The following is a 12,650-nucleotide window of genomic DNA, read 5'->3' on the forward strand; positions in this document are numbered from 1 at the left end:
GCTCGGTCCCTGAGCCTGGCTCGGTCCCTGAGCCTGGCTCGGTCCCTGAGCCCGGCTCGGTCCCTGAGCCTGTCGAAGGGTCAGTCATTCGTGGTGCTCGCAATCCGCCATCCGCGTTCTGAGAGTCCTTCTTGCGCCCGTCGGACCGCCGAGGGGACGACACTGATCTCGGCGAGGCCGAACTGGGCGCCGGGCGAGTGCTCGAGGCGCAGGTCTTCGACGTTCACCTCGAGTTCGCCGAGCTCGCCGAACAGGCGTCCGAGCTGGCCGGGTGTGTCATCGACCATCACGACGAGCTGCTCGAAGCGGCGGTTCTGGCCGTGCTTGCCCGGAAGCCTCTCGACCCCTTCATTGCCGCGGCGGATCGTGTCGGCGACCGCGCGGCGCGAGCCGGGAGCATCCGGGGCACGCAGCGCGGTGGCGACTCCGGCGAGATCCGCGGCGAGATCATCGAGCACGTGGACGACGGGCTGGGCATTCGCGCCGAGGATCTGCACCCACAGCTCGGGCGCGGATGACGCGATCCGGGTCGTGTCGCGCACGCCCTGACCAGCGAGCCTCAGCGAGTCATCCGGTGCCTCTACGAACCGGGCGGCGAGCAGGCTCGCCACGAGCTGCGGAACATGCGAGACCAACGCGACCGACTTGTCGTGGTCTTCCGGGGTCATCTCGATCGGGGTCGCGCCCAGTTCCAGCGCCAGAGCCTCGACGAGGGCGAGATCGGATGCCGGGGTCTCCTCATCGCGGCAGACCACCCAGGGGCGCCCGACGAAGATGTCCGCGCGCGCCGAGATGGCGCCGCCGCGTTCGCGGCCAGCCATGGGATGCGAGCCGATGTAGTGGGTGAGGTCCACGCCGCGGGCGCGCAGCGCGTGCAGCGGCTCGAGCTTGACGCTGGCGACATCCGTCACCACCGCGTCCGGAAAGCGAGCGAGCTCGCGCTCGATCACGTCTGCGGTGACATCCGGCGGAACGGCCACGACGATGAGCGATGGTGCGTCGTGGGCGGCAGCGGCCCGGCCCGCCCCGTAGTCGATCGCGAGGCGCAGCTGCGACGGAGAGGTGTCATCGAGCACGACATCGACGCCGCGAGCTCTCAGGGCGTGCCCGATGCTGGCGCCGAGCAGGCCGGCGCCGACGATGCGCACGGTCCCCGAAACGCGAGGTGCCACACCCTCGCGTGATCGTGCGTGATCGCTCACTCGGCCTCCTGCCGCGAATCCCCCTGAGTCCCGTCATCAGCGGGCTCTTGGCGCGACAAAGTCAGAAGCGCGCCGCGTTCCACCTTAGTCAACTCGCGTGCCTTCCCCACTGGGAGGGTTCCCAGGTGAAGGGGCCCGAACTGCCGGCGCACGAGCTCGATCACCGGATGCCCGACCTCGGCCATCATGCGGCGCACGATCCGGTTGCGCCCGGAGTGCAGGGTGAGCTCGACGAGGCTCGTCCCGCCTCCGGTCGCTGAGCTCGTCGAAGCGTCGAGAAGCCGTGCCTTGTCCGCTGCGATCGGCCCGTCCTCCAGCTCGACGCCGCGGGTCAGTCTGGCGATGGTCTGCGCGGTGACGCGCCCCTCGACCTTCGCGATGTAGACCTTCGTGACCCCGAACGACGGGTGGGCGAGCACATGCGCGAGCTCGCCGTCGTTCGTCAGGATCAGCAGCCCGCTGGTATCGGCATCCAATCGGCCGACGTTGTAGAGGCGCTCGTCCCAGTCCTGCGTGAAGTCCCTCAGGTCGCGCCGGCCGCGGTCGTCCTTCATCGAACTGACCACGCCGGTCGGCTTGTTCAGCATGACGTAGCGCTTCGACGTGTCGAGCTGGATCGCCGTGCCATCGACGTCGACGGTGTCGGTCTCGGGGTCGATGCGGTTGCCGAGCTCCGTCACGACCACGCCGTTGACGCGCACGCGCCCCTGCACGATCAGGTCTTCCGATACGCGGCGCGAAGCCACGCCCGCATTGGCCAGCACTTTCTGCAGGCGCACGCCCTCCGGCCCGCCCCCGGTCGCTGAGCCACCACCGGTCGCTGAGCCTGTTGAAGCGCCGTCGTCGCTCATCGCGCCACCATCTCATCGAAGCCGTCGGCGCCGTCATCCAGGAGCGGAGAGATCGGCGGCAGCTCATCGAGCGAGTTGATGCCGAGGTTCACCAGCAGCGCATCCGTCGTGCCGTAGTTGATCGCTCCGGTCTCGGAGTCGGTGAACAGTTCCGTGATCAGCCCGCGTCCGAGAAGCGTGCGAACGACGGAGTCGACGTTGACGGCCCGGATGGACGCCACCTGCCCACGGGTCACGGGCTGCTTGTAGGCGATGACCGCGAGCGTCTCCAGCGCCGCCTGAGAGAGACGCGACGGCGCCTGGGAGTTCACGAACTCCGAGACCAAATCATCGTGCTCGGCGCGCACGTACATCCGCCAGCCGCCGCCCACCTCGCGGAGTTCGAAGCCGCGACGTGGTCCGCCCGCGAGTCCGTCGTAGTCCTCGACGAGCGACTCGACGGCCTGTCGTACCGCGGCGACGGGCGCCGCGACCGCGGTGGCCAGGCTGACGAGGCTCTGTGGTTCGTCGACGATCAGCAGGATCGCCTCCAGTCGACGTGCAACATCCGTCGTCGCCCTCCCTCCGGTCGCCGTGCCGTCCCCTCCGGTCGCCGTGCCGTCCCCTCCGGTCGCCGTGCCGTCCCCTCCGGTCGCCGTGCCGTCCCCTCCGGACACCGTGCCGTCCCCTCCGGTCGCTGAGCCTGTCGAAGCGTCGTCATCGGTCATAGTCGGCTCCCAAGGTGGCGAGTGTGTCTTCGGACCAGTGCTCTGCGGTCCAGCGAAGCGTGAGCTCCCCGAGCGGCTCGAGCTGCTCGAAGGACAGGGCGGCGTGGCGGTACAGCTCGAGCACCGAAAGGAAGCGCGCGACGACGACCCCCGCCTCCGCCACGCCCGCGATCAGCTCTCGGAACGAGAGGGAATCCCTCCCCCGCAGCAGGGTCACGACGATGGCCGCCTGTTCGCGGATGCTGATGAGCGGGGCATGCAGGTGGTCCAGGCCGACGTGCGGGATCTCGCGCGGCGTCATCGCCAGCAGGGCGAGGGCGGCGAAGTCGTCGGCCGTCAGTGTCCATACCAGCTCCGGAACGCGCCGGCGGAATTTCTCCTCGAGCGGCACGGTGCGTGCGTGCCGGGTGTCTTCGGCGCCGAGGCGGCGGGCGAACCACGTCGACACGTCCTTGAATGCGCGGTACTGCAGCAAGCGGGCGAAGAGCAGATCCCGCGCCTCCAGCAGCGCGACGGATTCGGCATCCACCAATTCGCCCTGGGGGAGCAGCCCCGCGACCTTCATATCGAGCAGCGTGACGGCGACGACCAGGAATTCGGATGCCTGTTCCAGCTCCTCGTCCGGACCGAGGTCGCTCAGGTAGGCGATGAATTCGTCCGTCACCTTGCTGAGTGAGACCTCCGTGATGTCGAGCTCGTGCTTGGAGATCAGGTTGAGAAGGAGGTCGAACGGCCCGTCGAAGTTCCCCAGCGAGACGCGGAATCCTTCGTCCGGCGCGTCGCGCTCGCTCAGGGACCGCGCTTCGTCAGGCGACGGCGCCACGGGCGACCAGCTCCCGCGCCAGCCGCAGGTAGGCCTGGGCGGCCGGGTGCTCGGGCGCGAATTCGGTGATGGGCATCCCCGAGACCGATGCGTCGGGGAACTTGACGGTGCGTCCGATGACCGTCTCGAGCACGTCGTCGCCGAACGCATCCACCACCCGCTCGAGCACCTCACGCGAATGCAGAGTGCGAGGGTCGTACATGGTCGCGAGCACGCCGTCGAGCTGGATCGTCGGATTGAGCCGGTCGCGAACCTTGTCGATCGTCTCGATCAGCAGGGCGACGCCTCGGAGGGCGAAGAACTCGCACTCGAGGGGAATCACGACTCCGTGGCTAGCCGTCAGGGCGTTGACGGTGAGCAGGCCGAGCGAGGGCTGGCAGTCGATGAGGATCACGTCGTAGTCGGGCGCCACCTTGCGCAGCACGCGCGAAAGGATGGTCTCGCGTGCGACCTCGTTCACGAGGTGCACTTCGGCCGCCGAGAGGTCGATGTTGGCGGGCAGGATGTCGAGCCCCTCGACGGAGGTCGGCACGATGACCTCGTAGGGGTCCCGCTTGCCGTCGAGCAGCAGATCGTAGATCGTCGGCACGTCGTGGGTCTGGATGCCGAGCCCGGCGGAGAGGGCTCCCTGCGGGTCGAAGTCCACCGCCAGCACCTTGCGGCCGTATTCGGCGAGCGCGGCGGCGAGGTTGATGGTCGTCGTCGTCTTGCCGACGCCACCCTTCTGGTTGCACAGCGAGATGATGCGCGCAGGGCCGTGGCCATCAAGCGGCGGCGGGGTCGGGAACCCGTGATACGGACGACCGGTCGGCCCCATCAGCTCTGCGCCGTCGTCCGCATTCGACGCTTTCGCCTTGCTCTTCGTCGCGCTGCCAGCCACCGGCACTCCCACTTTCAGTCCGCTCGTTCGATTCTAGCGACCGGCGCAGATCACTCGCGGAGCCTCGCGGCCGGGCCGTCGATGTCGGTGGGCCGTCATGATCCTCGGAGCGCGGTGATGGGCTCGATGCGCGCCGCACGACGAGCGGGCAGCCCACCCGCGGCGAGCCCGACCACGGCGCCCAGAAGCGCCGCCCCGATGGCCATCAGCGGATCGAGAACCGGAGTCCACTGCTGGCTCAGCGAGAGCGTCACGACCGCCAGCACTCCGAGGGATGAGCCGATGAGCCCGCCGAGCAGGCCGATGATCACCGATTCGAGCATGAACTGCGCGGCGATCTGCCGCCTCCGGGCCCCGAGTGCGCGGCGAAGCCCGATCTCTCCGACCCGTTCCATCACCGACAGCGATGTGACGTTCGCGATTCCCAGTCCGCCCGCCAAGAGTGCTATCCCTCCGAGGATGAGGAAGACCACGTTAACATCGGCCTGCACGTCGGCGCTGAGGTCGGAACCCGACGCCGGAGCGACGACATCGAAGTTCTCCGGAGCGTTCGGATCCAGGGCGATCGGCGCCTGCCGGCCGATCTGCGTTCCCGCGCCCGGCGCGATCCGCACCTGCAGTTCCTCGACGCTCCCGAGGTCGAAGTCGTTGCGGGCGGCTCCGATCGGCACGATGACCGCGTCTTTCAGGTCGGGTCGGCGCTGCATGTCATCCACGACGCCGATCACCGCGTAGGCGATGCCTCCGATGAAGATGGAGGGCTGACGGTCGACGCGGGCGATGCCGAGACGTTCCGCAACACGGGCGCCGAGAACGGCGACCCGGTCTCCGCGCGCATCGTGCCCCTCGTCGAAGGAGCGCCCCGTCACGACCGTTCCGCGCACGGCGTCGAGCAGTCCGCCCGACACCGCGAGGAGCGGAGGCGGTGCCGTGCTCGCCGCGGACGGATCGTTCACCGGCACGGCCGTGATCGTCAGGTCAGCGAGCGGGACCTCGCCGATCAGTCCTGCTGCCTCGACCCCGGCGAGGCGGCCGACCCGGTCGGGTGCGTCCCACGGCAGCCGGGCCGTCGCAACGCTCTCGCCCGTGGCGGTGCGGGTGTCGCCGGGGGTGATCACGACCTGGGTCGCTGCGACGGCGTCGAACTGGCTGGCGATCTGACGGGCCGCCGTCTGAGCGAAGCCGATCGTCATCACCAGCGCCGCGATCCCCAGCACAGTTCCCAGCGTGGTCATGACCAGGCGCGCCGGACGCCCTCCGATGCCGGAGGTGGCTTCGACGACGAGATCCTGGAACGTGAAGCGGTCCCGCCGGGCGATATCCCTTCCCAGCAGCTCCGCCGCCGGTCGATCGGACGCCGTCGTGGTCGCACGGGAGCGTGAGGGCGGCCGCAGCGGCCGCATCCGGTCCGTCATGCGACCTCGCTCAATCGCCCGTCGGCGATCCGCATCGTTCGCGCCGCCCGCTCCGCGACCGCTGCGTCGTGCGTGATCACGATGAGAGTGAGGCCGTCCGCATTCAGCTCCTCGAAGAGCCCCATCACCTCGCCGGATGTCGTGCCGTCGAGGTTTCCGGTGGGCTCGTCGGCGAGCAGCATGCGCGGCCCGCTGACCACCGCCCGCGCCACGGCGACCCTCTGCTTCTCGCCTCCGGACAGCGTGCCGGGCATGAAATCGACGCGGTGACTCAGTCCGACGCGATCGAGTGCCCCGCGCGCCCGAGCCTCCCGTTCGCCGCGCGGCACCCCGCTGTAGAGCATGGGCATCAGCACGTTGTCGAGCACGGAGCGCTGCGGCATCAGGTGGAACGCCTGGAAGACGAAGCCGATGGAGGTGGCGCGCACGGCGGCTCGGTCATCCTCGCTGAGCTCCGCCGTGAGAGCACCCGCCAGCCGGTACTCCCCGACGCTCGGTCTGTCGAGCAGCCCGAGGATGTTGAGCATGGTCGACTTGCCCGAACCGCTGGGGCCCACGATGGAGATGTAGTCTCCCGGCAGCACCGAGAGGTTGACCCCCTTGAGTGCCTGCACCTCCGGCGGCCCGACGAAGGACCGGGTGACGTCCCGCAGCTCCACGAGCGGCGTCAGCACCCCCTCCGCGACGATCGTCACTGACCGACCACGACGAGATCGCCCTGGGCGAGCTCGTCATCCAGCGCGGCCACCTCGACGTATCCGGCGGCGGCGAGACCCGTCTCCACCACCACCAGGCGCGTCTCGGCGCCCTTGCCGTCCTTCGGATCGCCGACGACGACCTCGACCCGCGACTCGCCGCCGGGTCCTGCGGTGAGCGCCGCAAGCGGCACCGACAGCACCTCGCCCTGCGTCGATCCCACGGGGATCGTGACACGGACGTTCTGCCCCTGCAGTGCGGAGATCTGCTCTGGCGTGAGCGGGTCCGGCTGCAGCGTGAGCGACCACCGGGACGACGGCGCCGCGCCCCCCTCGCCCGAGGAGGCGCCCGGCGGCTCGATCTTCGCCACCACCGCTCGGTGCGGGGTGCCGTCGGGAAGCTCGAACGACGCTTCGGCCCCGACGGCGAGGAGGCTCGCATCGGCTTCGGCCGCCGAGGCCGACACCTGCACGTCCGCGCCGGACACCGTCATCGCGGCACCGGAGAGCACGTCGCCACGGGCCACGGTCACGTTGTCCACACGGCGGGGAAGCTGGGTCAGGTACAGCACCTCACTGGCGGGCAGGTACGACAGCCCCTCCTCCCGTGCCTTTTCCAGCCCGGCGACCGCCGCGTCCCGCTGGGCGCGAGCCGAATCCAGCGCCGCCTGCTGACCGCTGGTGTCCGGAGGGAGCGAGAGCTGCTCCCGACGGAGGATCGCCAGCCCGAGCGCGTCCTGCAGATCCGCGATCTGGTCGGGATCCGGCGGAACCTGCGCCTGCGCGGTCGCCAACTGGCGCTTGGCGCTGGAAATGGCGTTGTCGGCTTCGCGGAGCTCCACCGGAGAGGCACCGCCTCCCGCCCGGTTCAGTTCCGCTCGCGCGGCCTGGATCGCCTGATCGGCGGAGCGGACACCCTCTTCGGCGGCGCGCACGGCATCGGCCGAGCCCTCCGCCGGAGCCGGCGCCGGATATCCGACGGCGTCGTACAGCGCCCCCACGGCGCCGGCCGCCGCGGCGTCGAAGACGTTCGAGTCGACGTCCCCGGCGTTGATCCCGACCGCCGCCATGGCCTGCTTGAACTGCAGCACGTCGGGGCCCGACACCCCGACGCGCAGCGTACGGTAGGCGGGCAGCTCGCCCGGAAGCACGATGACCGGCCGGCCGACGACCTCGAGCGCGATCGCGAGCGGCCCGAAGACCGCTCCGGCCGCCGGAACCTGCCCCGTCACGACGGCCGCACCCCCGATGTCCGCGGCGTCGATCGTCACCTCCACGGCATCCGCGTAGCCCACGTCCCCGCGGATGGTGACGTCGTTGCTGAGCTCACCCAGCTCGACGGGCACCGTGATCAGCCCCGCCTCCGGCGCCTGGGCGTTCGCGGCCGCATCGGCCGGCGACACGACGAAGCGACCGATCAGCAGCCCGGCGACCAGGCTCAGGACCGCGACCGATGCCACGATCCACAGGGTCCGATTCCCCCGGAACACGCGGCGCCACCCCGACACGCGGCTCGTCGAGCCGGCCTCTCCCGTGTCTGCCGGCGGCTCGGCGAGGAGGGTATCGAACTCCGTGGCGTCGCTCGGATCGTCCCGACCCGTCGGCACGTCGTTCGCATCGGTCTGGCCCGTCGGCGCATCGTCCCCGGGGGTCCGGCCCGTCGGCGTGTCGTGCCCTGGCGCCGTCGGCGTCACTTCCGACCCTGTTCGGCGTCCGCCTTGAGTGCGTCGAGTTCCGCCTTGTGATCGGCGATGAACTTCTCCTCGAGTTCGAACTGGATCTCCGCCGCCTTCGCGCGGTAGTCGGTCTTCTCGCGGCACTCGAGATCGACGAGCGCCAGCGCGATCTCCCTCTCACCGATCTCCTCGAGCTCAGGGTCGTTCTCGACGTACTCCGTCTGCGATTCGTAGTACTGGTTCATCTCGTCCTGGATGGAGTTCTGCGCGTCGGCCTGCTGAGCGAAGCCTCCGTGACCGCCGTCCGCCATGCAATCCGCCCATTCGGCATCCACTTCGCTCAGCTCCGGCGCGGTCGACTGCTTCTGCCAGAAGGTCTGCAGGGCGTCCATCAACGGCTTGTGCTCTTCGAGCTGCATCGGGTCATCCCCGCGGATCTCGTGCGATGCCCAGCCGTAGCACCCCTGTTCCTCCCAGGTGGGGCTGTACGAGCCGTCCTCGGCGAGATCCTCCTCGGCCGGCTGAGGGCCCCACAGCGACTCGGAGTACGCCATCTGCTCCGACTCGGAAAGGCCCGTCAGGTAGTCCTGATTCGGATCCTCCACTTGTTCCTGCTCATTCGCGTCGTCCCGACCCGGCCAGTTCACGGCGCCATAGCCGTACTCGGCGACCCACTCCTCCGATTCCGGCTTCCACTCGGTGCCGGCGTCGAACGACATGTTGTTGGTCTGCGGGATGTACTCGAAGCCCTCCTCGTTCATGCACTGGGCGACGAGCTCCTCCGTCTTCTTGTTGTCCTCGATCGCCTGCTTCTGCCAGTCCTCCTCGTCGCCGCTCTGGCCGTAGACGGCCATCATGTACTTCGAAAGAGGCGAGTCGGCGGGATCCGGGGCGCTGTCCGGGCCAGGATCCGCACCGCACCCGGCGAGGACAAGTGCGAGGGCCAGCAGAGGTGCGCACGCGAGCGCGGCGAAGGAACGTGACACGGTGGGGGGACTCCGAATCGTCGAGTTGACTGCCGGCTCCGATGCCGGCTGCCCTCAGCCTAAGTGTCCGCCCCAACGCGACACATCATCCTTGAGAATGATCAGCGGGCCCTCGGATGTGAGCTGGCGTAGACATCCCGCAGCGCGTCCACCGACACGTGCGTGTAGATCTGCGTCGTCGCCACGGACGCGTGGCCCAGCAGCTCCTGCACCACCCGCACGTCGGCGCCGCCCTGCAGCAGGTGGGTCGCGAACGAGTGCCGCAGGGTGTGCGGCGAGACGTGCGCCGTCAGGTCGGCTGCGTTCGCTGCTGCCCGGATGACGAGCCACGCGCTCTGTCGAGACAGTGGCGCTCCCCGTGCGCCGAGGAACAGCCGGGGGGTCGCGCTTCCCCTCGCGGCGAACTCCGGCCGTGCCCGCGTCAGGTACGCCTCGATCGCCGCCCGCGCGTAGGAGCCGACGGGCACGATCCTCTCTTTCGAGCCCTTGCCGCGCAGCCGCACGACCTCACCCTGGGCGAGGTCGTCGACATCCAGCTGCACCACTTCCGACACTCGGGCGCCGGTGGCGTACAGCAGCTCGAGCAGCGCACGATCGCGCAGCCCGACGAGATCGTCGCTCGGAGCGCCCAGCAGCGCCTCGACCTGATCGACCGTCAGCGCCTTGGGCAGACGCTGCGCAGCCTTGGGAGGCCTCAGGCGGCCCGACGGGTCCTCGTCCGCGAAGCCCTCCCGCACGAGGAAGCGGTGCAGCCCCCGCACGGATGACTGGAGGCGGGCGAGGCTGGATGCCGCGGCCGGCGGTTCCGCCGAAGCCCGCTCCGCCGCGAACGCAGCCACCATGGCGGGTGTCACGGCGCCGGTGTCCTCCACGCCCTGCGCGGTCAGCCAGTCGGTGTACCCGGCCAGATCGCGGCGGTACGCGGCGACCGTATGGTCCGAGAGTCCGCGCTCGATCGTGATGTGGCGCAGGTAGGCGTCCACCGCCTTGTTCAATCGCACGTCAGGTCAATCGCATGTCAGGTCGGTCGCATGTCAGGCGTGCCCCACCGCAGGCCCGTCGCATCGCAGGCGCGCGGCATGTCAGCGGGCGGCGGTCTCGGCCGAAGGATCCCCCGGCACGCGGCGAAGGCGCTCGGCCGCCGTCAGCACGCCCATGATGAGGATCGCATTGCGCATCCGGCCCTCGAGCACGGCCGTCACGGCATCCGCCAGCGGCACCCACTCGATCCGGATGTCCACCTCCTCCTCTTCGCGGACGTGCACATGCGGCGCCGCGGAGAGTCCCCTGGCGAGGTAGAGGTGTATGACCTCGTTGCTGCCGCCGGGGGTCGAGAAGACGCTGACCAGCGGCTCCCAGTCCGACGCGATGAGATCCACCTCCTCGGCGAGCTCCCGCTTGGCGGTCTCGGCTGGCGGCTCCTCGTCCACATCCAGCAATCCCGCCGGAATCTCCCAGTCCCGGTGCCCGATCGGGTGCCGGTACTGCTGGATCAGCAGCACCCGGCCCTCCTCGTCGAGAGCGACGATCGCCACGGCGCCGGTGTGGTCCACGTAATCACGCACGACGCGCTTCCCGTTGTAGAGGAAGGTGTCCGAGCGGATGTCCCAGACCCGGCCCTCGAACGCGACATCGCTGGAGAGCACGTCGACCGCGAGCGGCTCGTCACGGAGCGCTTCCGTGCCCGGCTCGCCGAGCGGGTCAGCCATTGGGCACGTCGAAGAGCTCGCTCGAACGGTGACGCTCCACGGCGGCGGCCACCAGTCCGCGGAAGAGCGGATGCGGATCAGTCGGCCGCGAGCGCAGCTCGGGGTGTGCCTGGGTGGCGATGTAATACGGGTGCACGTCGCGCGGCAGCTCGACGTACTCCACGAGGTTGCGGTCGGGCGAGAGGCCGGAGAACACGAGGCCGGAGGACGAGAGCGTGTCGCGGTAGGAGTTGTTCACCTCGTACCGGTGGCGGTGCCGCTCCGACACGTTGTTGGAGCCGTACACCTCCGCCGCGAGGGAGCCGTCCGCCAGATCGGCAGGGTAGAGACCGAGACGCATCGTGCCGCCGAGGTCCCCGCCCGCGATGATCTCGACCTGCTCGGCCATCGTCGCAATGACCGGCGCGGTGGTGTCGGGGTCGAATTCGCTGGATGACGCGCCGTCGAGTCCTGCGACGTGTCGTGCGTACTCGATCACCATGCACTGCAGGCCGAGGCACAGGCCGAGCGTAGGAATGCCCTGCTCGCGGGCGAAGCGCAGCGCGCCGAGCTTGCCCTCGATGCCCCGGATGCCGAAGCCACCCGGTACGCAGATCCCGTCGACATCGGCGAGGGCCTTCTCCGCGCCCTCCGGCGTCTGGCAGAGGTCCGAGGGGATCCAGCGGATCGCCACGTGCGTCTCCTGCGCGAACCCGCCGGCCTTCAGCGCTTCGGTGACAGACAGGTAGGCATCCGGCAGGTCGATGTACTTGCCGACCAGCCCGATCGTGACCTCGTGCTTGGGGTTGTGCACCGCCTGCAGAACCCTGCTCCAGCGCGACCAGTCGACCTCGTTCGCCTTCGACAGCCCGAGCGCACGGACGATGTAGGCATCCAGACCCTGCTCGTTGAGCATGGACGGGATGTCGTAGATGCTCGGCACATCGACCGCGTTGACGACGGCCTCTTCGTCGACGTCGCACATCAGCGCGATCTTGCGCTTGTTCGATTCGGTGACGGGGCGATCGCTTCGCAGCACGAGCGCGTCGGGCTGGATGCCGATGGAGCGCAGCGTGGCGACGGAGTGCTGCGTCGGCTTGGTCTTCTGCTCGCCGGAGGCGGCCATGAACGGCACGAGCGACACGTGCACGAAGAAGACGTTGTTGCGTCCCAGTTCATGGCGGATCTGCCGTGCGGACTCGATGAACGGCTGCGACTCGATGTCGCCGACCGTGCCGCCGATCTCGGTGATGATGACGTCGGGCTGCGGGTCCTCGGTGGACTGCAGGCGCATGCGCCGCTTGATCTCGTCGGTGATGTGCGGGATGACCTGCACCGTGTCTCCGAGGTACTCGCCGCGGCGCTCGCGCGCGATGACCTGCGAGTAGATCTGTCCCGTCGTGACGTTGGCCGCCTGGCTGAGGTCGATGTCGAGGAACCGTTCGTAGTGCCCGATGTCGAGGTCGGTCTCCGCCCCGTCGTCGGTCACGAAGACCTCGCCGTGCTGGAACGGGTTCATCGTTCCCGGGTCCACGTTGAGGTAGGGGTCGAGCTTCTGCATGACGACGCGGAGACCGCGCGCGGTGAGCAGGTTGCCGAGGCTTGCGGCGGTGAGGCCCTTGCCCAATGAAGAAACGACACCGCCGGTTACGAAGATGTGCTTCGTGGTCGAGGAGGTGTCGTTTTGAATGTCCGCGTCTGGAGTACCTGTCACGGGCTTTTATCCT

The 12,650-nt window shown here is 69.2% G+C and carries 12 protein-coding genes; all 12 read right to left on the minus strand.

Annotated features, from left to right (window positions below; genetic code table 11):
- Positions 1 to 80 precede the first annotated feature (80 nt).
- Positions 81 to 1,202, minus strand: a complete 1,122-nt coding sequence (locus tag ACPW96_RS05100; protein WP_425817710.1) for a prephenate dehydrogenase — start codon at positions 1,200 to 1,202, stop codon at positions 81 to 83.
- Positions 1,199 to 2,053, minus strand: a complete 855-nt coding sequence (locus tag ACPW96_RS05105) for a pseudouridine synthase (protein WP_425882252.1) — start codon at positions 2,051 to 2,053, stop codon at positions 1,199 to 1,201. The genes ACPW96_RS05100 and ACPW96_RS05105 overlap by 4 nt, the downstream gene beginning before the upstream one ends.
- On the minus strand, positions 2,050 to 2,760 hold the full coding sequence (gene scpB, locus ACPW96_RS05110; RefSeq protein WP_425882253.1) for an SMC-Scp complex subunit ScpB: 711 nt from the start codon (positions 2,758 to 2,760) through the stop codon (positions 2,050 to 2,052). Before scpB ends, ACPW96_RS05105 begins: the two co-directional genes overlap by 4 nt.
- Positions 2,750 to 3,583, minus strand: a complete 834-nt coding sequence (locus tag ACPW96_RS05115) for a segregation and condensation protein A (protein ID WP_425882254.1) — start codon at positions 3,581 to 3,583, stop codon at positions 2,750 to 2,752. The genes scpB and ACPW96_RS05115 overlap by 11 nt, the downstream gene beginning before the upstream one ends.
- Positions 3,567 to 4,400, minus strand: coding sequence for a ParA family protein (locus ACPW96_RS05120; RefSeq protein ID WP_425818605.1), 834 nt, complete (start codon positions 4,398 to 4,400; stop codon positions 3,567 to 3,569). The genes ACPW96_RS05115 and ACPW96_RS05120 overlap by 17 nt, the downstream gene beginning before the upstream one ends.
- Positions 4,401 to 4,558: 158 nt before the next feature.
- On the minus strand, positions 4,559 to 5,878 hold the full coding sequence (locus ACPW96_RS05125) for an ABC transporter permease (RefSeq protein ID WP_425882255.1): 1,320 nt from the start codon (positions 5,876 to 5,878) through the stop codon (positions 4,559 to 4,561).
- Positions 5,875 to 6,573 carry an ABC transporter ATP-binding protein gene (locus tag ACPW96_RS05130; protein ID WP_425882256.1) on the minus strand — a complete coding sequence of 233 codons (699 nt, stop codon included), beginning with the start codon at positions 6,571 to 6,573 and terminating at the stop codon, positions 5,875 to 5,877. Before ACPW96_RS05130 ends, ACPW96_RS05125 begins: the two co-directional genes overlap by 4 nt.
- Positions 6,570 to 8,267 carry a hypothetical protein gene (locus ACPW96_RS05135; protein WP_425882257.1) on the minus strand — a complete coding sequence of 566 codons (1,698 nt, stop codon included), beginning with the start codon at positions 8,265 to 8,267 and terminating at the stop codon, positions 6,570 to 6,572. The genes ACPW96_RS05130 and ACPW96_RS05135 overlap by 4 nt, the downstream gene beginning before the upstream one ends.
- Entirely contained in the window at positions 8,264 to 9,235 is a 972-nt protein-coding gene (locus tag ACPW96_RS05140) for a hypothetical protein (RefSeq protein ID WP_425882258.1), read from the minus strand. Before ACPW96_RS05140 ends, ACPW96_RS05135 begins: the two co-directional genes overlap by 4 nt.
- Before the next feature lie 101 nt (positions 9,236 to 9,336).
- Positions 9,337 to 10,236 carry a site-specific tyrosine recombinase XerD gene (gene xerD, locus ACPW96_RS05145; RefSeq protein ID WP_425882259.1) on the minus strand — a complete coding sequence of 300 codons (900 nt, stop codon included), beginning with the start codon at positions 10,234 to 10,236 and terminating at the stop codon, positions 9,337 to 9,339.
- An 81-nt stretch (positions 10,237 to 10,317) separates the two neighbouring features.
- Positions 10,318 to 10,944: an NUDIX domain-containing protein gene (locus tag ACPW96_RS05150; RefSeq protein WP_425882260.1), complete on the minus strand. Its 627-nt coding sequence runs from the start codon at positions 10,942 to 10,944 to the stop codon at positions 10,318 to 10,320.
- The gene (locus ACPW96_RS05155; RefSeq protein WP_425882261.1) at positions 10,937 to 12,637 is read right to left on the minus strand and encodes a CTP synthase; all 1,701 of its coding nucleotides are present in this window, start codon (positions 12,635 to 12,637) and stop codon (positions 10,937 to 10,939) included. The genes ACPW96_RS05150 and ACPW96_RS05155 overlap by 8 nt, the downstream gene beginning before the upstream one ends.
- Between the last annotated feature and the right edge of the window lie 13 nt (positions 12,638 to 12,650).

The sequence above is a fragment of the Micromonospora sp. DT81.3 genome (genome assembly GCF_049847225.1).
GTDB lineage: Bacteria > Actinomycetota > Actinomycetes > Actinomycetales > Microbacteriaceae > Microbacterium.

What these genes read in the sequence shown, in the direction of transcription:
- ACPW96_RS05125 (WP_425882255.1), bottom strand. Translation starts at nt 5,878, where the DNA reads ATGACGGACCGGATGCGGCCGCTGCGGCCGCCCTCACGCTCCCGTGCG.
- ACPW96_RS05150 (WP_425882260.1), bottom strand. Translation starts at nt 10,944, where the DNA reads ATGGCTGACCCGCTCGGCGAGCCGGGCACGGAAGCGCTCCGTGACGAG.
- scpB (WP_425882253.1), bottom strand. Translation starts at nt 2,760, where the DNA reads ATGACCGATGACGACGCTTCGACAGGCTCAGCGACCGGAGGGGACGGC.
- ACPW96_RS05105 (WP_425882252.1), bottom strand. Translation starts at nt 2,053, where the DNA reads ATGAGCGACGACGGCGCTTCAACAGGCTCAGCGACCGGTGGTGGCTCA.
- ACPW96_RS05120 (WP_425818605.1), bottom strand. Translation starts at nt 4,400, where the DNA reads ATGGGGCCGACCGGTCGTCCGTATCACGGGTTCCCGACCCCGCCGCCG.